Consider the following 20,501-nt stretch of genomic DNA (forward strand, 5'->3'; position numbering starts at 1 on the left):
AGCACGGGCCTATAATTGCATTCTTTTTTTTAACTGGTGCAAGTATGCGGATAAAAATAAAGTACGCGCGAGTGCAGATATCCGGTATGGAATCGCACGTAGACTCCGAATTTAGCAGTGGTAAAAAACAGATTAATTTTTTTATTCACAGCCATCTAATTAAATATATTAAAGCCGCAAAATTTGTCGAGCTAAAGTGAAATAAATCAATACCCCGAGGACATCAACTGCGGTGGTAATAAAAGGAGCAGACATTAAAGCGGGGTCTAAACCCAAAGAACGAAATAGAAACGGCAGAGCTGAACCGGCAATAGAAGCTAAAATTGCGATCGCAAACAAACTCACTCCCACCGCGACTGCCACTTCTAAACTCCCTTGCAGAGTGTAAGCCCAGCCCGTCGCTACAGTCCCCAATATACCTCCTAGCAGCGCTCCCGCCATCCCCTCGCGAACAATTACTTGAAACGGGCCCATTGCTGTAATTTCGTCAGTGTTCAAACCGCGAATTACAACAGTTGAGGACTGAGCTCCGACATTGCCTCCAGTGCCAGTCAGCAGGGGAATAAAGGCTGCTAGGGCGACTACTTGGTTCAAAATATCTTCTTGAGCTCTAATAATTGCGCCGGTGACAGTATTAGTTAAAAGCAGAACAAACAGCCACACGACCCTTTTCCGGGCAACAGTGATTAAATCGGTCTGAAAATAATTGTCGCCGCCGGACTGGACGCCGCCCAAGGTATAAATATCTTTGGCTGCTTCTTGTTCTAAAATGTCGATCGCGTCGTCCACTGTAATGATGCCGACCAGCCGCTGTTCGCGGTCTACAACGGGCACAGCTAAAAAATCGTAACGCTGGATCAGTCTAGCTACTTCTTCTTGATCCGTACCAGTTTGAACAGAAACTACCTCGCGGGTCATAATTTCGCCGACAGTTTTGTCGAGGGGCGCAGTGACTAAATCCCGCAGGGATAAAATGCCCGTCAAGCTGCGTCCGGCGTCGGTGACGTAAAGAGAATAAATTGTTTCGGTAGTTCTAGCCAAAGAGCGAATTCGGTCTAAAGCTTGGGCGACGGTAAAGCTTTCTTTGAGAGAAATATATTCCGGGGTCATGATCCGACCGGCGGTACTGGCTTCGTAACCCAAAAGTTGAGCCGTAGCTTCCCGTTCCGTCGGGCTCAATTCACCCAACAGGCGACGGACTAATATTGCCGGCAGTTCGTCAAAGAGTTTAGCTCGATCGTCCGGGGACATTTTGTCTACAATATCAATGACTTCTTGGCGTTTGAATTTTTCGCAGAGGGACTGCTGAACGCTGGAGTCGAGATATTCGTAAACTGCGATCGCTTCGTCTTTGGAAAGCAAGCGGAAAGCTATTACTTGCATGGTTTCTGGCAGGCCTTCGATAGCTTCAGCTATGTCTGCTTCCTGCACCGGGTGCAAAATCGCTTTTGCTCCTTTAAAGTCTCCTTCTTCCAACAGGGCCCTTAACTGCGATCGAACTAATTCCCGCAGTTCTTTTCGCGCGTAGGTGGGTAGAGAAGACGATTGATAATTTTTTTCTGTTGTCACTGATGACCCTCCTAAACCTGTGCTGCGCGCCTTCCTGAATCCAGTTTAGAGCCTATTGACGCCACTGGTTGCAGTGGTCATCACACTTGCCCTGACAATATCCGCAGCTTATAGGAAATCCGGCTTAAATACCCCTTTGTTTCTTAGTCGCTCTCAACGAGGACGAAAGTTTGACTCTTGAGCGATTTCCATCGTCGAGTCGGAGCAAAGGGTTTTTAACGCGGATTTAGTATTACCCCTCTCCATCGGGTGCGCGCGAAGCACCTTAGCCGAGGGAGTATTAAATACATTTATCTCGATCGGCGACACTCATTAGTAGGAAAGGAGAATTGCGCCCGCTCACTTTTTCCAACAGGTTCGTCGAACTTTGATTGCGAATAAAATTATTGACTGTTTCTTTCCATTCAGTGTCGCTTACTGGCAAGATTATGCCGTAGGAAATGCAGGTTAAAGGCTGCTGCTGTATAAGAGAATATTGGCTTTTAGTTACACCCTGTCTCAGCGCTTCTGGGACTAACAGCATCCTGTCGCTGGCGAAGGCATCGGTTATTCCGGATACCGCATCTTTTACACCCAACTGTCGGCCAGTGATACCTTCATAAATTGCCTCCGAATAGTGTAGAATTCTCAAAAAACAGATGTGACATTACAAGGTGTGAAACAATGTGCGTATTGTGGGATAAACATTCTTGGCGCTCTTAATTTTATTACGGAATGTTTAAATTTGTATCTTTTCCTTAACCATTTTATATTATTTACCAAAAATTTATTTTTTTCTCTAGGGTCTTGTTATGGTTGCTTCAAGCGAGCTTACAGCACTTTGCAACAATAGTGAAATACCCTTAGTTATAAAAATAGGTCTTTATGACCGACTGCCCCTGCTGCTCGAATCAAATGCTGCGTCACGTTCGCCAGCATCAAATCTACTGGTTTTGTATCCAATGTTGGCCAACAATACCTATTTACAATCTGAACAGATCTAGCTCATCGCCCTATATAAATATAGTTAAAGGGCTAGGGGTTAAGAAACAACATTCTTTACCGATGCAATTTAACAGCTAAACTTAGGGGGTATAAAGTTTAGATATTGCCTTATCATTAACTGGTTCTCCGGTCAAACCTTAGTTTTATTGCATCATTAAATTACCCAAGTATCTCCCCAAATTTTGAAGGCAGTTCTATTCATTTATCGCTTAATTTATGGTAATCCCTCGACGCAACGTAATTATAAGTTTAGGCCAAACACCACTTAAACGATTGCTACCTCTTTTGCTGGGTGTGGTGGCTTCTCTTGCTGTTTTATTTACGTGGCAACAGCTAACCATCAACGGACAAATTCACATCCAGCAGTTAATTCAGCAGGAAGCGAATGCGATTCAGTCACAACTGAGCGAAGGATTATCAATTCGGGTGTTGACACTTCGGCAAATGGCGAATCGCTGGGAAGCTAATGGCGGTACACCAAAGGCTCTTTGGGAAGCCGATGCAGAGGCTTATGTAAAGGATTTCTACGGTTATCAGGCGATCGAATTAGTCGATCCATCATTTAAAGTGCGATGGGTTGCGCCACTGGCAGGGAATGAGGCAGCGCAAAACCTAGATTTTAATCGGGAACAGCGCCGCAAAATTACTTTGCAAGTAGCTCGTGATTTGCGTCAACCTATCTTAAGTCGCAATATTTCACTTGTTCAAGGGGGTCAAGGGTTTCTAGCAAGTTTTCCTTTACTTGTAGGCAATCAATTTGAGGGGTTTATTGTCGGAGTTTTTCAGTTTCAAACTTTATTTGACAGTATTTTAAAAGTGTCACATGGGTACAAGGTGGCTATCTATGCTGGCACAGATTTGATTTACGGTCAAGAGATTTTATCTCACTCTTTACCGCCTAAAACAGTTGTAGTGAAAGCCTATAGTGTAGACTGGCGAATAGATGTTTATCCAACTTTAGAGTTACTAGAAGGAAACTTTTATTTACCAATAGTTGTGTTAATAGGTGGCTTAATTTTAGTTGGGCTGCTTATGTTGGTCGTGTATCTCGCACAAGTTAGTTATTCCGAAGTCGATAAATTCAAAAAAGCTAATCGCCAGTTGCAATGGGAAATTCACCAGCGACAACAGGCAGAAATTGCGATCGCTCGACTAGCTGCGATCGTTGAATCTTCGGAAGACGCCATTATCAGCAAAGATTTAGAGGGTGTAGTTACAAGTTGGAATGTAGGAGCAGAAACTATTTTTGGCTATACAGTGGCCGAAATAGTAGGGCAATCAGGGACAAAACTGATTCCCGCAGACTATCGAGATGAGGAAAACGAAATTCTCACCAAAATCCAGCGAGGAGAACGCATCGCACACTACGATACAAAGAGGCTGAGGAAAGATGGAACATTAATCGATGTCTCGATGAGTGTCTCCCCCATTAAAGAGGAAGCAGGGAATATAATTGGAGTCTCAAAGATTGCCCGGAATATTGCTGACCGCAAACAAGCAGAAGCAGCACTACGTGAAAGTGAAGAACGCTGGGAACTGTCTGTACGCGGGAATAATGACGGCATTTGGGATTGGAATGTTCAAACCAATGAGGTCTTCTTTTCTAGTCGCTGGAAGGAAATGCTGGGCTATGAAGACCATGAAATCCAAAACATTCGAGACGAATGGGCTAATCTGGTACATCCCGATGATTTGGGATGCGTGATGCAAGCGGTTCAAGACCATTTTGCCCAGAAAACTCCTTTTTATATCACAGAACATCGCGTTCGCTGCAAAGATGGTTCCTACAAATGGATTTTGGATCGCGGTCAGGCACTTTGGGATAATGCAGGTAAGGTAATTCGGATGGCTGGCTCTCACAGCGACATTACGGAGCGCAAGCAAGCTGAAGTTGCTTTACAGGTAAGCGAAGCCAGATATCGGCAATTGATCGATAACTTAAATGCGGGTTTTGTGATTCATGCGACAGATAACAGCATCCAATTATGTAATGAAACGGCTTGTGAATTACTAGGGCTTTCAATGGATCAAATGCTGGGGAAAACTGCGATATCTCCGGCCTGGCATTTTGTGCGGGAAGATGGCAGCGTTATGCCCCTAGAGGAATATCCCGTGAATCAGGTTTTATCCACTGGAAGTTCCCTGAAAAATTATGTTTTAGGAATCAAAAAAGAAATTGATAGTTGTGTTTGGGTATTAGTTAACGCCTACCCGGAGTTCGATCGAAACGGTCAACTCATACAAATTGTAGTTACGTTTATCGATGTTAGTAAACGCAAAAAAGTAGAGCAGGACATCCAAAACACTCGCAATTTCTTACAAGCACTACTTGATAATTTACCGGTGGCGGTTTTTGTTAAAGACGCAGAGCCTAAACAATTTGGCAGATTTCAGTTTTGGAATAAAACCAGCGAACGGTTATTTGGCATCTCAGCCGAACAAGCGATAGGCAAAAGCTGTTATGATTTTTTCCCAATAGAACAGGCTATGTTTTTTGACCAAAAGGATAGAGAAGCATTTGAGAAAGGTAAAACTGAGGATATTCTCGAAGAAGTTATTGACAGTCATAGTCTGGGTCAACGTTGGCTGCATACAATGAAGATTCCCATTTACGACGAGCAACATCAGCCCCAGTACCTACTTTGTTTTTCAGAAGATATCACCGATCGCAAACACGCAGAAGCAGAGCGTAAAGAAATGAGTGACGTGATGCAAAATGCGGTGTCCGGCATTTCCAAACTGGATGTACAAGGGCGTTATCTCTATGTGAATAAAGCTTATGCTGACATGACAGGCTATCACCCAGAAGAAATGATCGGGATGTCCTGGGAAAATACGATACATCCCGACGAATTGAAAAAACTGATTACCCTCTATTGGCAGATGGTGAAAGAGGGCAGAGTAGAAGTTGAAACGAAAGGAATTCGTAAAGACGGTTCTGTTTTTTACAAACAAATGGTAATGATTTCAACTTACGACAAACAGCAGGATTTTTTGGGGCATTACTGCTTCATGAAAGATATTAGCGATCGCAAAAAAGCCGAAGTTGCGCTCGAACAGGAACTTCGGCGGAGTAAAGCCTTCTTCAACACTTCCCTGGACGGTGTTGTTGTCATGGATCGGCTAGGAAAAATAGTCGATTTTAGCCCGAGTTTTGCGCGGATGCTGGGCTACACCCTGGAAGAAACCATGAATCTTAATGTCTTTGATTGGGATGCTCAATGGACAAAAGAAGAACTACAAGTTATGTTAACAAAAGAGAAAAATCTTCCTCTGTTTGAGACGCGACATCGGCGTAAGGATGGTTCGGAGTATGACGTGGAAATTAGCTGGAGCCGGGTGGAATTAGAAGGTGAGATGATGCACTTCTGTATTTGCCGGGATATTAGCGATCGCAAACGGAACGAAGCGGAACGCCAACAAGCAGAACAGGCACTCCGAGAGAGTGAAACTCGCTTCCAAGCCTTCATGAATCACAGCCCTGCCCCTGCCTGGATTACCGATGAAAATGGTGTAATGCTCTATGCCAGCCAGACTTATCTCAATACCTTGGAGTTACCCACTGACGATGTGATGGGAAAATCCATTTTTGAACTTTACCCCGCCGCCATCGCCCAACAATTTCTAGACAATATCCAAACGGTTGCTCAAACGAACGAGCTAATTGAAACGATTGAGATTGCGCCCCGTCGAGATGGGACTCTGGGTGAGTTTCTGGTTTACAAATTTCTCATCCCCGACTTACCTGGGCAAATGCTAGTAGGTGGTGTGGCGATCGATGTGACGCGACAACATCAAGCGGAAACCGCTTTACAACGGAGTGAGGAACGCTTGATGCTGGCGCTAGAAGCCTCTGGAGATGGACTATGGGATTGGAAAATTAAAACAGGAGAACTTTACATTAATTCCTACTACCAGGAGATGCTGGGTTACAAGCCGGGTGAGTTGATGATGGATGTGAACGTCTGGGAGCAGATGATTCACCCTGATGATAAATTCTGGGTTTTTGATGTTGTGAATAGTCACTTGCAAGATAGCTCTATCAAATATGCCTTTGACTATCGCGTGCGTTGCAAGTCAGGTGAGTGGAAGTGGATCGCTAACTACGCGAAAGTCGTTGCCTGCGATGAAGATGGTAAGCCTTTACGGATGATTGGAACGCACAAAGACATCAGCGATCGCAAACGTAAAGAACTGGCACTGCAGCACGCCATGGAAGCAGCAGAAGCAGCGAACTTGGCAAAAAGTATCTTCCTAGCCAATATGAGCCACGAATTACGCACTCCTCTCAACGTGATTCTGGGATTTGCTCAGGTGATGGCCCATGACTCCTCCCTAACTCCCAACCAAAAACAAGATCTGCAAACAATTCGACGGAGTGGGGATCACCTCTTGAGTTTGATTAACGATGTGCTGGATCTCTCGAAAATTGAATCGGGACACTGCACAGTTGAACAAAGCGGATTGGACTTAATTGCGCTGTTGCATTCCCTCCGAAATATGTTGGCGGAACGAGCAAGTTCTAAAGGACTTGGCCTTTGTTTCGAGATTGCGCCAGAAGTTCCCCAATTTATGCTGGTCGATGCTCAAAAACTGCGCCAGGTTTTGCTCAATCTGCTGAGTAATGCCATCAAATTTACCGATCGGGGAAGCATTAGTGTGCAAGTGAGCATTAAGGCGGACGGTACAGGGGCATTAACCACAACTCTGCCGATTCTCCAGTTTGTAGTCGCTGACACAGGTGTAGGGATTGCACCGGTCGAACTCAATACTATCTTCGATGCGTTTGTGCAAGCCCAAGCTGGGAAGCGATCGACCGGCGGTACTGGGCTAGGTCTAACCATTAGCCGCAAATTGTTGGAACTCATGGGCGGAAAAATTTCTGTCTGCAGCACTGTGGGACAGGGGAGTACCTTCACCTTTACCCTTCCCGTCAGTCCGATCAGTGCAGTAAATGTTACACCCGAAGAGAATAATCGCCTCGTGATAGGGCTGGCTCCCAGTCAAGGGGATCATCGCATTTTGGTGGTTGACGATCAACCAGAAAATCGCTTGCTAATGGTCAGATTACTGACACAATTAGGATTAGAGGTAAAAGAAGCTACCAACGGACAGCAAGCGGTGCAGATTTGGCAAGAATGGCAACCTGACCTAACCTGGATGGACATTCGGATGCCCGTGTTAGATGGATACGAGGCTACGAAGCAAATTCGGGCAATGGAAGACGGACAGAACAGTATCATTATTGCACTTACGGCCCAGGCTTCCCAGAGCGATCGCGCCCTAGCCTTGGCTGCTGGCTGCAACGACTACATCAGCAAGCCCTTCCGGGAACAGACCCTATTTCTTAAGATGGCGGAATACCTAAGTTTAGAATATGTATATGAGGAAGAGGGAACAGAAAAGGGGAAACGGGGAACAGATTGTTTTCCTTCTTACCTCTGTTCTGTTTCCCCTAGGGTTTTAGATTCCCTCGATCTAACGCTTCTGGCGACATTACCAAAAGTATGGGTGGTTGAGTTGGAAGATGCTGCTTTATGTGGGGATGATGTTGCGATCGTTGAACTGGTAGCTCAACTTTCCTCAGACCTCGCTCAATTCGGTACTCATCTGACGGAACTCGCCAACCAGTATCAATTTGAGAAAATCATTAATCTAATTCAAGGTAATTTCCCAAGTGGAATTCCTCCATTGGATTTATAAGCTGTTGTGCAGTTAAACGTTTGATTAGGACTAAGGAATTAGGAAGAGCCAACAAGAATACAATCTAGTTATTCGTAATCCTTGAACAAACCCTCCTTAATTTATATTGAAAATTACTGCTCTAAAATGCCTCATAAAATTACCAAAATCTCCCAAATTACTCCTTTAACTTTAACAAGTTTGGAGGAATGCACTGAAGAATCCGTGTATGCTCCCGGTCAGATTCAGCCTCACGGAATCGTTTTATTGATGCAAGGAAACAGCCTCAATATTTTACAAGCTAGCGAAAATGTAGAACAGTTTTTTGGCATTTCTGCCGAAGAATTGCTAGGTCAGCCATTGCCAGGTTTATTGGGTCACGAGCAAGTACAAGAAATTGTCAGGCATCTAAATCAAGAAGAACTCAATATTCATAATACTTTCGATCTAAAAATACCTCTAAAAGACGGCACAATTAAAACATTTAGAAGCACACTGCATCAACTACCAGATGAGTTGATTCTGGAGCTCGAACCCCAATTGACTATTGAAAATAATCATTCAATAGATTTTTATCAGCGTCTGCAAACAGTTATCCTCAACTTTCGCAGTGCGATCGATATTTCGGATTTAGCTCAAACCATTGCTAAAGAAGTGAAAGCCCTGACCGGGTTCGATCGCGTGATGATCTATCGTTTTGAAGCCGATGAGCATGGGGTGGTGATTGCTGAAGAGAAAGAAAGCTATCTAGAAAGCTACCTGGGATTGCATTACCCGGCGATCGATATTCCCGTACCCGCCCGCAAATTGTTTTACCGCAATTGGATACGCCAAATTCCCAATATCAATTACACTCCGGCCCGCCTAATTCCTACCAACCATCCCGTAAGCGATACACCCCAGGATCTAAGTGCTTGTGTGTTAAGGGGAGTATCTCCCTACCACATTGAATATTTGCAGAATATGGGAGTTGCTGGGACACTGACGATTTCGTTAATTGACGATCGGCGCCTCTGGGGATTAATTGCCTGTCACCATTACAGCCCGCGATTGGTAGATTACGAAACTCGCAAAACCTGTGAATTTTTAGGACAATTTGCCTCGATCGAACTGGTACATCAGCAAGAGCGAGAATTGAACGTTTACCGATCGCAGGCGAAAACTATTCAGGATCAACTTCAGCAGGCATTCCGGCGAGATTCTAATTTTATCGAACAGGTATTGACCGAAAATGCTTCTCAATTGCTAGATTTAGTTCATGCTCAGGGAGCTGCAATTCTGCTCGATGGTCGTCTGACATTGGTGGGTAAAACACCATCAGAAGCTGAGGTTGACGAACTCGTGCAGTGGTTGCTGCAACAGAACAAAGAACGAGTGTTTGCAACAGCTTCTTTGTCTCAGTTGTATCCCCAAGCCAAGCAATTCAAAGAGCGAGCTAGCGGTGTTTTAGCAATCTCAATCTTCCTATCCTACGCCAAACAAAAGTCATACCATATCCTTTGGTTCCGACCCGAACAAATTCAAACTATAAACTGGGCAGGTAATCCACATGATGCTGTGTCGATCGACGAAATTGGAAAAATGCACCTGTGTCCCCGCAAATCCTTTGAACTGTGGCAAGAGACAGTGCGGGAGATGTCTTATCCGTGGCAGATTGCAGAGTTAGAAGCTGCCGCCGAAATGAGACATATCCTCATGCTGGCGGTGTTAGAATTTTCGCAAACTGCCCTAGAACACGCTGCAGAAAGGGCAGCTATAGCCAACCGTGCCAAAAGCCAGTTCCTTGCCAACATGAGCCACGAGCTCAGAACGCCACTCAACGCCATTCTGGGATTTACCCAGCTTATGAACCGCAGCCCCTATATCCCAGAAGAATTTCAAGAGCATTTAGGGATTATTACCCGTAGTGGAGAACACCTGCTGACATTGATCGACGATGTTTTGCAAATGTCTAGGATTGAAGCAGGGCAATTGGTACTGAGTACAAGCTGTTTTAATCTGCATCGACTGCTAGGTTCTATTAACGAGATGTTCACCATCAAAGCGCCTGAGAAAGGGTTACATCTGAGCAGCGAGTGGGATGCTACTGTCCCCCGTTATGTCTGTGGCGATCAAGCAAAACTTCGCCAAATCTTGATTAATCTGCTGGGGAACGCGCTCAAATTTACAACAACAGGAAGCATAGCCCTGCGCGGACGAGCTTTTTCATCAGATGATATGGCATCCGGTACAATTCGCGATCGCGCCACTAATCGACCCGATATTAAACCAACTATTACCCTGTGTCTCGAAGTTGAGGATACCGGATCTGGCATTTCTCCCTCAGATTTAGAATCAATTTTTGAGGCTTTCAGGCAAACCAATCGCGGTCGTCACGATCGGGGAACAGGTTTAGGACTGTCTATCAGCCGTGAGTTTGCGCGTCTGATGGGAGGCGATATCACCGTGCGAAGCACCCTGAATCGAGGCTCGACTTTTACCTGCCAAGTCGTTTTGGAACTACCAGAGTCCGTTGATTTAGAGGAACCTGAAATTAGCGATCGGATTATCGGGCTCGCACCTGGGCAACCTATCTACCGAATTCTAGTAGTAGAAGACGTTCCAGAAAATCGGCAACTGCTGGTGACGCTGCTGGAGTCAGTTGGCTTTGAAGTGTGTGCGGTGGAAAATGGGGCAGAGGCGATCGATCATTGGCAAACATGGCACCCTGACCTGATTTTGATGGACATTCAAATGCCTGTCATGGATGGTTATGAAGCGACGAGACAGATTCGAGCACAACAGTCATTAGTCATTAGTCATGAGTCATCAGCAGATAACTCAGGGCAAATGTCACAGGACAAAAGACCAATGACACGCATCATTGCCCTCACTGCCTATGCTTTTGAAGACGATCGTATCGCCAGCCTGCAAATCGGTTGCGATGACTACATTGCCAAGCCGTTTACTGAAGACACACTATTCAACAAAATAGCTCATCACTTGGGTGTGCGCTACTGCTACGCAGAAAAAGTTTCGCGAGACTCATCCGCTTCGCCACCACAGATATTTACTCCAGACTTGAAAACCATGCCCACCCAGTGGATTGCAGAAGTTCATGAAGCAGCACTCGATCTTAATGATAATAAGCTTTATGAACTTATCGCTCAAATTCCCAAGGAGAAACAAGATTTCATCGCGGCGATGACATCTCTGGTCGATAACTTTCAGCTTGAAGCGATCGCAACTCTCACCCAGATTTAGGAATAAGACGATGACAACTCTATTCAAACTTGCGGCCGAAACGAATATTCTCATCGTGGATGATACGCCAGACAATTTGCGCTTGTTAGCCAAAATTCTAGAGTCACAGGGCTATATTGTCCGTAAAGCCCTCAACGGCAGAATGGCACTCCAAGGTGTTCATCGCGACCCACCGAGTCTGATTTTACTTGACATCAGTATGCCGGAGATGAATGGGTACGAAGTTTGCCAAAAGTTAAAAGCATCGGAAGCGAGTGCTCAGATCCCGATTATTTTTATCAGTGCGCTCGAACGACTGGAAAACAAGGTTCGAGCCTTTGAACTGGGTTGTGTAGACTATATTACCAAACCCTTTCAAGAGCAGGAAGTGCTGATGCGAGTAAAAAATCAATTACTCATCCAACAGCAACGCCAACAACTGCTCGAACAAAATCAACGTTTAGAACACGAAATCCAAGAACGTCTGAGGGCAGAAGCAGAAGTAAGGCAGCTATCCGTGACGGATGAATTAACTGGATTATATAACCGACGAGGCTTCTTTTTACTAGGAAATCAACAACTAAAAATTGCTCGACGCACGCAAACATCCTATTTTATTTTGTTCGCTGACTTAGATGGCTTAAAAAAGATTAACGACACTTTAGGACACGAAATGGGAGACAGAGTAATCGTTGATGCCGCTCAAATATTAAAGCAAACCTTTCGTGAGGCGGATATTGTGGCTCGACTGGGAGGAGATGAATTTGCTTTATTTATTCCTAACTTTTCGGGTGATTCATCTATTAATTTCTATGCTCGGCTGCAAGAAAATATAGATCGCTTTAATCAACAGTCAGAGCGAGCTTATATATCAATAAGTCTTGGTGTGCAGTTTGGGGATTTAAACAATGAAGTTTTATTAGAACAATTGCTAGCAAAGGCTGACAAACTAATGTACGAGCATAAACGCACCAAATGCTGTTTAAATCCTCAACCGTTCTTTTGAGAACAGCGATATTGAAGCGCCATAAGCATTATTTATTAAACGTGAGTTCAAGCGAGAAAGAGTAAACTGAAAACAAGATAGGGAAACAGCTTGAAGACTTTAGCCCCTCAGCCGGAAAACACGATGCAGTACACATCATCACACCTACACCTGAGAGGGTGACAACCCCGTTAAAAGCTCTGCCTGTATTAGGTTAAGGGTGTGATAAAAAGATGTCGTCGGTATTTCCCATAATCCTGAGCTAAAATCAACTGACTGAGGCTGTATAAGTGGAGAATTAGCCTACAGTGGCATTCTTTTTTTAAACTGGTATTATTTGCCCAAACCGATTTTATCTATTTTCCCGATCGCGCTAAAATGATGCCTAACTGAACTGCAATTACTCCTAGTATGGCACTGCCTGCCCAGTAAAAAGCGGCGATGCTGTAAAAGCGATCGCGCCACAAGGCATTTGTCTCTAAACCGTAAGTTGAAAAAGTAGTATAAGCTCCCAAAAAGCCCGTTGCTACCATTAACCGCACTTCCGACGGAATAGTCGCCACCCGTTCAAAAGCGAGGGTGATAAAAAATCCCATAGCCAAGCAACCCGTGATGTTAATAAAAAAAGTTCCGTAGGGAAAAGCCGTACCGAAACGATTGGCAAACCACAAGGTGATATAATAGCGGCTCAAAGCGCCAGCAACGGCACCTAAACTAATTGCGATCGGGTGGCGGAGATTCGGGTCTTGCAGCATACAGCGATTTTAGATTGGCATGACCTTGAGAGGAATTTTAGATTTACTGCGCTCCTGTAAAGTATTGTATGATTAAATTGGCGATCGCTCTGGCTGTTCGTAATTAAAGTATATAGAGAGTATTTATGCAAATTGTGCTAGTCGCTGTAGACGATGATTTAGTTAGAGCGTGGGAAAGCACTTGCGGCAATATGGAAAATGTAAAGATACACCGTGGCTCAATATTTGATGTGAAATGCGATGCTATTGTTAGTTCAGGGAATAGTTTTGGTTTCATGGATGAGGGCTTAGATTTAGAAATTTCGGAATATTTTGGAGGTCACGTTCAAGAACGCCTGCACAAACTAATTCAAACTCGCCATCACGGGGAACTCTTAGTAGGACTAGCAGAAGTTGTAGACACCGATCATGATGAAATTCCCTATTTAATAGCTGCCCCAATAAGGCGCGTTCCCACAGTTTTAAGAGAGACAGTAAATGTCTATCTAGCAACCCGCGCTATTTTGACTCTCGTGAAATTTGGCTCAGTCCCCGATGGAACGCCAGTCAAACATATCATTGAAACTATCGCTATTCCCGGCATGGGTACGGGAATGGGCAAAGTGCCACCACATATCTGCGCCAATCAAATGAAAGTTGCGCTGGAAGATATCCTCTTATCTCAGTACGAATTTCCTCAATCTTTACTGCACGCTCAAAGATGTCACCACTTGTTATATAAGGACGAGAGCGAAGATTTACAGTTGGAAAATTGAAAGAATTAAATTTGCCAGTTTTATTGTGTGGAGAAACCCAGCTTATTGGTGTGTGTTTTTTTAGGTATAGAGACTTATCACAAATTTAAGTGCGCTAAACCGTACCTGCAAGTTGGCGGTATCCTACACACGAGATCAACTTTGGTATATATAATGTAATAGAACTGAGGTCATTCCAACTAGGTAAGCGCGGATACAAAAGTTGATAAAGTTGGAACAAGAATTGCCTAGTTCTTATTAAATGCCAGAATTCCTTCTGGCGCTACACGTACAAAGTTTGTAGAAAAGACCACAATTCCTTCTGGCGCTACACCTACAAAGTCTGCATCCAGGGACTGTGAGATTTTTGGAAAATGTTTACTACCACAGGAGAAGATTGATATGACAGATCCAAAAGTAACCGAAGAACCAATTTTAGAGGCAACTCTCGAAACGACGCAGCTCGTCAAAAAAGAGATGCCCGACGCGACTGATGAGGCGATCGCAGAAACTGCCGCGCTGTTTGAAGCCATTAAAAAACGCGCCACCGCCGAAGTGCAAGCAGCGGGGGAACTCACCCGCGAAGCTTATTTAAAAGCTGTCAATAAGGCCTCCGGGGCGATCGAAGAAAATAAGGATCTCGCCCACGAGAGATTCACAGAAGCAGTCAAGCTGATTAAACAAGAAACTGAGAAAAATTGGCTGGTGGTAGATGCGATTAAAACGCGGGCGCAAGCGCAGGTGCAAGATGCCGGCGAAGTCAGTCGCGAAGCTTATTTGAAAGCAGTGCGACAAGCGCGAGAAGCGGTGGAACAAAATAAATTGATCGAACGCGATCGCATCGAACAAGCTGTTGACCACATTCAAACGGAAGCTGAAAAGAATTGGCACGTTATTGTGAAGCAAATTGAGTCGATCGGCACTCGCTTGACGGATGCGGCTAAGTCTGCATGGACCGCGCTGACGGCGTTTTTTGACAAGTCTCACAGCGATCCCGGAGATTCCTAGAAGGGCCAGCCGGGGGTTTGGAACTCCCAGCGGGTTGTTAGGCTAGTTAGCTTTGGAATTAATTCCAAAGCTAATGGCGATCGTCCGTGCATTTGCATTCAGCAGAAGTTTCAGGCATACTGCATAATTAAAAAGCTTTATTTTTAGTCCACAACCCCCAATTATGAGAAGTTACTACTGCGGCGAACTGCGAAGCGAACACATCGGAGAGACTGTCACCCTTTACGGCTGGGTGGATCGCCGCCGCGATCATGGCGGGGTGATTTTTCTGGATGTGCGCGATCGATCGGGTATTGTGCAAATTGTCAGCGATCCTGAACGCACCCCCGATTCCTATCACGGGGCTGAGGCTTTACGCAGCGAATACGTGGTTAAAATTACGGGTAGAGTCACCAACCGCCCCGAAGATTCCCTCAACCCGAAATTGCCTACGGGTGAGGTGGAAATTTACGCTGACGAAATTGAGTTGTTGAATGCGGTTCGCAAACAGTTACCGTTTCAGGTGGCGACGGCGGAAAATGAAAGCGTGCGGGAAGATTTGCGGCTGAAATATCGCTATTTGGACTTGCGGCGCGATCGTATGAGTCGCAATTTGCAGCTTCGCCACCAAGTTGTCAAAGCTATGCGTCGCCACCTGGAAGATGTGGGAGGTTTTATTGAAGTTGAAACACCGATTTTAACGCGATCGACTCCTGAAGGTGCGAGAGATTATTTAGTACCCAGCCGCGTCAATTTGGGCGAATGGTACGCTTTGCCGCAGTCGCCGCAGTTGTTCAAACAATTGTTAATGGTTTCGGGTTTGGACAGATATTATCAGATTGCCCGCTGTTTCCGCGATGAAGATTTGCGGGCGGACAGACAGCCGGAGTTCACACAATTAGACATGGAAATGAGTTTCATGTCTTTAGAAGAAGTTATCGAATTAAACGAAGGTTTAGTCTCCCAGATTTTCCAAAGTGTCAAAGGCGTAGAATTGCCTCGTCCTTTTCCGCGCTTGACTTACGCTGAAGCAATGGATCGCTACGGTAGCGACAAACCAGATACTCGCTTCGGTTTGGAATTAGTCGATGTTTCCGATTTGATGAAAGATTCGGGATTTAAGGTATTTTCCGGGGCCGTTGCTGCGGGCGGAATTGTGAAAGTTTTGCCGATTCCGGGCGGGAATGATGCGATTTCTAATGTGCGGATTAAACCGGGTGGCGATTTGTTTAAGGAAGCCAGCGAAGCGGGTGCGAAGGGATTGGCTTACATTCGGGTGCGGGATAATGGCGACATTGATACGATCGGCGCAATTAAGGATAATTTGACGGAAGGGCAAAAACAGGAATTGCTCGATCGCACGGGCGCGCAACCAGGTCATTTGTTGTTATTCGCAGCGGCTGATGTGACAACTGTCAATAAGACTTTGGATAGATTGCGTTTGTTCGTGGGTAACGAATTGGGATTGATTGACAAAGACAAGATGAATCTGCTGTGGGTGACAGATTTCCCGATGTTTGAATGGAACGCTGACGAGAAGCGTTTGGAAGCATTGCACCACCCGTTTACTGCGCCGCATCCTGACGATATTAACGATTTGAAAACTGCGAGAGCTCAAGCTTACGATTTGGTGTTAAACGGTACAGAAATCGGCGGCGGTTCTCTGCGGATTTATCAGCGGGAAGTTCAGGAAAAGGTGTTTGAGGCGATCGGCTTATCGACTGAGGAAGCTTACAATAAGTTTGGCTTTTTGTTGGATGCGTTTGAGTATGGAACTCCGCCCCACGGAGGCATTGCTTACGGTTTGGATCGGTTGGTGATGCTGTTGGCTGGTGAGGAATCGATTCGCGATGTGATTGCGTTTCCGAAGACGCAGCAGGCGGGTTGTTTGCTGACGAATGCGCCGGCTGGGGTGGATGAGAAGCAGTTGAAGGAGTTGCAAGTGCGATCGACTTATACGCCCAAGTCATAATTATGTAAAATACCTTGACAATTTAACCATTTGTAAATTCCTGACTTCTTTAAGAAGTCGGGAATCTGGGTAGTTGGAGTTTGGTGTCATTGATGCAGAGGAGTTGGAGAGTTTGGTTGAGGTTGGTTTCGGTGAGTTGGGGAAACCAGGATTGGGGGAAGTTGGGCTAGGTTAAGGGTTGGGTGTGGCTATGCCATAATAAATGAGAGAATGAAATCCACCATTAACCATGACAACCACCGTTGAACTTAACGAAGAATTGGTTAAAGAAGCCTTTCGCTTAACCAATTTCAAGACAGAAAAAGAACTGATTGACTTTGCTTTGCAAGAATTAATTCGCACCCGGAAAAAGCGGAACTTACTTGATTTAAGCGGACAAATTCAATTTTCGACTGACTACGACTACAAAGCTTTGCGGGAAAACCGAAATGTTTCTGATTGATACATCAGTCTGGATCAGCGTTTTCCGCGACAGGACAGGTGTAGTACGCCAATCCCTGGAAGCAATAATCAATGATGAAAGTATTTTTCTGAACCGATTTACTCAGATGGAACTTTTGCAAGGTTGTCGAGATGAACGGGAGTGGACACTATTAGAAACTTATCTCCAAGAACAAGACTACATCGAGTCTACGCCTAATACTTGGGTAGCGGCTGCTCGGATTTACTACGATTTGCAGCGACAGGGGTTAACGGTTAGAAGTAGTATCGACTGTTGCATTGCCCAACTGGCGATCGAACACCAACTTATTTTAGTGCATAACGATCGCGATTTTGAAACTATTCAGAGAGTGCGATCACTCAATTGTTTGCGCTTCCGGCCTGACAATAATTAAAAATTAAAAAGTTAAAAACCTGGTTTCTTTGGTTTTCGGGTGGTCAAAAACCGCGTTTTTTTGCGGTAATACTGCCTCCTCACTCACCGAAAAAAGATTGACAGAGATCCATAAGTAGTTCATTATACCAATAGGAGGCATATTACCTCAGCTATTTTTCCTCTGGCTGCTCACGACTCAGAGTAGGTCTTGGCACTTACATCTGTAGCTTGATATCTTTTCACCAGCATTTTGTAACTTAAGTAGACCAACAAAGTGAAAACTCCCATTCAGAAAATCCTCTTTGGTAGCCCCGGAACCGGTAAAAGCCACACAATCGATAAGGTAATCATTCCAAATGACTTGGGAATAACAAGTCCAGAGAATATCATTAAAACAGTATTTCATCCAGAGTACACCTATGGTGACTTCATGGGCAAACTCGTGCCAATTACTAGAGCGGGTAAAGTGGAGTATAACTACTATGAGGGTCATTTTCTAAAAGCTTTAGGTCAGGCTTACAAAAACATTCAGCTAACAAAGCCAAAAGATATTGACCAAATTAACTGGGATGAGGCTAAAAATGTGGCTTTAGTTATTGATGAGATTAACCGAGGGAATTCGGCGGCCATATTTGGAGTTTGTTTTCAGTTACTAGACCGAGAAAATACAGGCTGGTCAAGTTATAGTGTAAATTTTACAGAAATTGAGTTTTATAAATTTATCGAATTAATTGGTGTCAAGATATCCGTAGTCGATGGAAACCTAAAATTTCAGTTTCCAGGAGATAGTCATTTTGTATTTTTTGAATCTTTAAAAGACAAGTTTAGCCCGTTGGGAATAAATACAGAAACCAAGGCAATTCAACTTCCACCCAATCTCTCCATCCTTGCCACTATGAATACCTCTGATAATTCCATTTATTTTATGGATAGCGCCTTCAAGCGACGTTGGGATTGGGAATTTGCCAACTGGGATGACACTAAACCTCCTGTGGCAACATACGGTAAAGGTGGAACTTTGGATGAAGATAAATGGAAAAAGCTAATCAAAAACCTTAACGGCTTTATCAAAAGTCATCACACTTCCATTCGGGGAATTGAGGACAAGCAAATTGGGTATTACTTTATCAAACAACCTGTAACTGCCGAACAGATACAAAATAAACTCATGTTCTTCCTCTGGGACAGCGTTTTCAACCGTGATAAAAAACCCCTTGTGAAACTTTTGAATGTAGAAATAGATGATCTCGTCACTTTCGGTGATTTCACTAAATTGCATAATAAGTTCATTACCAACATAATGAATTTCAAGCTTTGAATGGCTCTTAAATCTCTACTTAAAAATAATAGCTTCTCTTTTTGGACACTCCATGTTTGATTTTTCAAGCTTTAAGTTGATTAAAAATTCCAATGACTTTTTTGTTGGAATCCGTAAATCTGCTTTAGAAGATGGTTATGAGTTTTGTCTGCCAAATGGCTTTGATAATTTTCCAGATGGTGACTTTAACCAAGTGCGGGATTTATTTTTCAAGATGTATCGCACTTTCCGCAAGTTTGAGAGAGACAATACAGGCACAAACCGATTCAACCTTAACAGACCGGACTTCCAGCAAGACCAAGATCAGACTACCCTTTCTGGTGGCGGAGTCAGTATGCAAACGGAAGATGGGGAAGTTTGTGTACTCTATAGCAAGATTAAAATGATCGAGCGGGTACTGGAAGCCTACGATGACCTTGCTATCAACTCAATCCAAAAGAAAGCCAGACGCAGTGAAGATATTGATTATTCTCAACTTTACAAATACTTAGATCGCGCTATCTACCTTGATAACCATGTAATTTACGTCGAGGCGATGGATTTGCCACGTCCGACGGTGCGCTATGAAAGCACTGATATCGTGAACCTGTATTGTTATATACTCGATGAGATTGTACAGCAGTTGGATGGCGATGTGCCCGATAATATTCAAGCACACAGTCAAGATATTCGCTTCCTTGCTCAAGGCTTCCAAGACGGCTACTTGACCAGCAACCAGTCAATTTTTGACAAAGACACTTTTGGTGAAACTATCAGCATTCTTAAAGAAGCGCTGGATAACATAGACAAAAATACTTATTATAAAGACGCTGACTATTGGGGACTTTATGAAGCTATTGAAATATTCCTATATGGCGAAATAAATCCCGCTCAGAATGATGGTAACTACTGGGGAATAAAAGGGTTTTCTCTGGTTTGGGAGGATATGTGCAGCACCTATTTCTTCAAGAAATACCCAGATAAAATCTGCTATGCAGATACCGATATACCTTTGAAAGATCCTCCACATCCAGAACCTAATAGGCAAGGTGAAGAACCAAAACGGGTTGGCAACCACCGAGCTAATCATGGAAACAACGGGTACGGTAATAAATGGATTTATAAGACTAAATCTGATATTCGCTATCCTAATAAAGACGATTTCTTTGGATGGAATGAACTCCTTTGTATTGAGTTTGATACTAAAGTTGGAAGGCTGGTATACTCAAACAGAACGCATGATGAATTAAAAAACCGAGATAGAAGTACGGCAATGCGCCGGTTTCCCCGTCCCGACTTAGTTCTTAAATTGGAAACAAAAAATGGATTTGAACTGAAAATATTGGATTATAAAGATGTACCACTTGACTTTTATATAAATCCCTCATCGTCGCCAAAATCGGCAAATAAATACAAAAATGATAAGCTGCTACGCAGCTAAACCGGATAAAATAGCATTGCCTTTATTTTTGATTTTTCGCTCCCATTTGATAACCA

Annotated in this window: 13 protein-coding genes; 10 read left to right on the forward strand and 3 right to left on the reverse strand. The window is 44.1% G+C overall.

The genetic code is table 11. The annotated features are described in order from the left end of the window. Positions 1 to 168 precede the first annotated feature (168 nt). Together mgtE and QUB33_RS15815 are read right to left on the reverse strand one after the other, a co-directional pair. Complete coding sequence (gene mgtE, locus QUB33_RS15810) at positions 169 to 1,569, reverse strand: magnesium transporter (protein WP_333351533.1); 1,401 nt, start codon at positions 1,567 to 1,569, stop codon at positions 169 to 171. Positions 1,570 to 1,849: 280 nt separating this feature from the next. Then, a complete protein-coding gene (locus tag QUB33_RS15815) occupies positions 1,850 to 2,200 on the reverse strand; it encodes a hypothetical protein (RefSeq protein ID WP_333351534.1) in 351 nt (116 codons plus the stop codon). 569 nt (positions 2,201 to 2,769) lie between these two features. On the opposite strand from QUB33_RS15815, the gene QUB33_RS15820 reads away from it, so the two are divergent. The 3 genes from QUB33_RS15820 (at position 2,770) to QUB33_RS15830 (ending at position 12,463) form a co-directional block, all read left to right on the forward strand. Beyond that, positions 2,770 to 8,256, forward strand: coding sequence for a PAS domain S-box protein (locus QUB33_RS15820; RefSeq protein ID WP_333351535.1), 5,487 nt, complete (start codon positions 2,770 to 2,772; stop codon positions 8,254 to 8,256). A 126-nt stretch (positions 8,257 to 8,382) separates the two neighbouring features. Continuing rightward, on the forward strand, positions 8,383 to 11,478 hold the full coding sequence (locus QUB33_RS15825; RefSeq protein WP_333351536.1) for a response regulator: 3,096 nt from the start codon (positions 8,383 to 8,385) through the stop codon (positions 11,476 to 11,478). 10 nt (positions 11,479 to 11,488) lie between these two features. Beyond that, positions 11,489 to 12,463, forward strand: coding sequence for a diguanylate cyclase (locus QUB33_RS15830; RefSeq protein WP_333351537.1), 975 nt, complete (start codon positions 11,489 to 11,491; stop codon positions 12,461 to 12,463). A gap of 335 nt (positions 12,464 to 12,798) precedes the next feature. On the opposite strand, the gene crcB is transcribed toward QUB33_RS15830, so the two are convergent. Further along, the gene (gene crcB / locus QUB33_RS15835; RefSeq protein ID WP_333351538.1) at positions 12,799 to 13,197 is read right to left on the reverse strand and encodes a fluoride efflux transporter CrcB; all 399 of its coding nucleotides are present in this window, start codon (positions 13,195 to 13,197) and stop codon (positions 12,799 to 12,801) included. Positions 13,198 to 13,322: 125 nt separating this feature from the next. Between crcB and QUB33_RS15840 the strand changes: the two genes are divergently transcribed. From QUB33_RS15840 to QUB33_RS15870, 7 genes are all read left to right on the forward strand, one after another. Next, positions 13,323 to 13,952: a macro domain-containing protein gene (locus QUB33_RS15840; RefSeq protein ID WP_333351539.1), complete on the forward strand. Its 630-nt coding sequence runs from the start codon at positions 13,323 to 13,325 to the stop codon at positions 13,950 to 13,952. A gap of 381 nt (positions 13,953 to 14,333) precedes the next feature. Continuing rightward, on the forward strand, positions 14,334 to 14,939 hold the full coding sequence (locus QUB33_RS15845; RefSeq protein ID WP_333351540.1) for a hypothetical protein: 606 nt from the start codon (positions 14,334 to 14,336) through the stop codon (positions 14,937 to 14,939). 163 nt (positions 14,940 to 15,102) lie between these two features. Continuing rightward, positions 15,103 to 16,890 (forward strand): aspartate--tRNA ligase, encoded by a 1,788-nt coding sequence (aspS, locus tag QUB33_RS15850; protein WP_333351541.1) that lies wholly within the window; start codon positions 15,103 to 15,105, stop codon positions 16,888 to 16,890. A gap of 229 nt (positions 16,891 to 17,119) precedes the next feature. Beyond that, the gene (locus tag QUB33_RS15855; protein WP_006633402.1) at positions 17,120 to 17,332 is read left to right on the forward strand and encodes a type II toxin-antitoxin system VapB family antitoxin; all 213 of its coding nucleotides are present in this window, start codon (positions 17,120 to 17,122) and stop codon (positions 17,330 to 17,332) included. Further along, the gene (vapC, locus tag QUB33_RS15860; RefSeq protein ID WP_333351542.1) at positions 17,319 to 17,726 is read left to right on the forward strand and encodes a type II toxin-antitoxin system VapC family toxin; all 408 of its coding nucleotides are present in this window, start codon (positions 17,319 to 17,321) and stop codon (positions 17,724 to 17,726) included. Before QUB33_RS15855 ends, vapC begins: the two co-directional genes overlap by 14 nt. 255 nt (positions 17,727 to 17,981) lie before the next feature. Beyond that, entirely contained in the window at positions 17,982 to 19,025 is a 1,044-nt protein-coding gene (locus tag QUB33_RS15865) for a restriction endonuclease (RefSeq protein ID WP_333351543.1), read from the forward strand. 52 nt (positions 19,026 to 19,077) lie between these two features. After that, positions 19,078 to 20,445 carry a hypothetical protein gene (locus tag QUB33_RS15870; protein WP_333351544.1) on the forward strand — a complete coding sequence of 456 codons (1,368 nt, stop codon included), beginning with the start codon at positions 19,078 to 19,080 and terminating at the stop codon, positions 20,443 to 20,445. Positions 20,446 to 20,501: the final 56 nt, after the last annotated feature.

Source organism: Microcoleus sp. B3-A4 (genome assembly GCF_036705385.1).
Lineage (GTDB): Bacteria > Cyanobacteriota > Cyanobacteriia > Cyanobacteriales > Microcoleaceae > Microcoleus.

Coding starts and splice junctions, on each gene's coding strand:
- QUB33_RS15820 (WP_333351535.1), top strand. CDS start 2,770: ATGGTAATCCCTCGACGCAACGTAATTATAAGTTTAGGCCAAACACCA.
- QUB33_RS15825 (WP_333351536.1), top strand. CDS start 8,383: ATGCCTCATAAAATTACCAAAATCTCCCAAATTACTCCTTTAACTTTA.
- QUB33_RS15830 (WP_333351537.1), top strand. CDS start 11,489: ATGACAACTCTATTCAAACTTGCGGCCGAAACGAATATTCTCATCGTG.
- crcB (WP_333351538.1), bottom strand. CDS start 13,197: ATGCTGCAAGACCCGAATCTCCGCCACCCGATCGCAATTAGTTTAGGT.
- QUB33_RS15840 (WP_333351539.1), top strand. CDS start 13,323: ATGCAAATTGTGCTAGTCGCTGTAGACGATGATTTAGTTAGAGCGTGG.
- QUB33_RS15845 (WP_333351540.1), top strand. CDS start 14,334: ATGACAGATCCAAAAGTAACCGAAGAACCAATTTTAGAGGCAACTCTC.
- aspS (WP_333351541.1), top strand. CDS start 15,103: ATGAGAAGTTACTACTGCGGCGAACTGCGAAGCGAACACATCGGAGAG.
- QUB33_RS15855 (WP_006633402.1), top strand. CDS start 17,120: ATGACAACCACCGTTGAACTTAACGAAGAATTGGTTAAAGAAGCCTTT.
- vapC (WP_333351542.1), top strand. CDS start 17,319: ATGTTTCTGATTGATACATCAGTCTGGATCAGCGTTTTCCGCGACAGG.
- QUB33_RS15870 (WP_333351544.1), top strand. CDS start 19,078: ATGTTTGATTTTTCAAGCTTTAAGTTGATTAAAAATTCCAATGACTTT.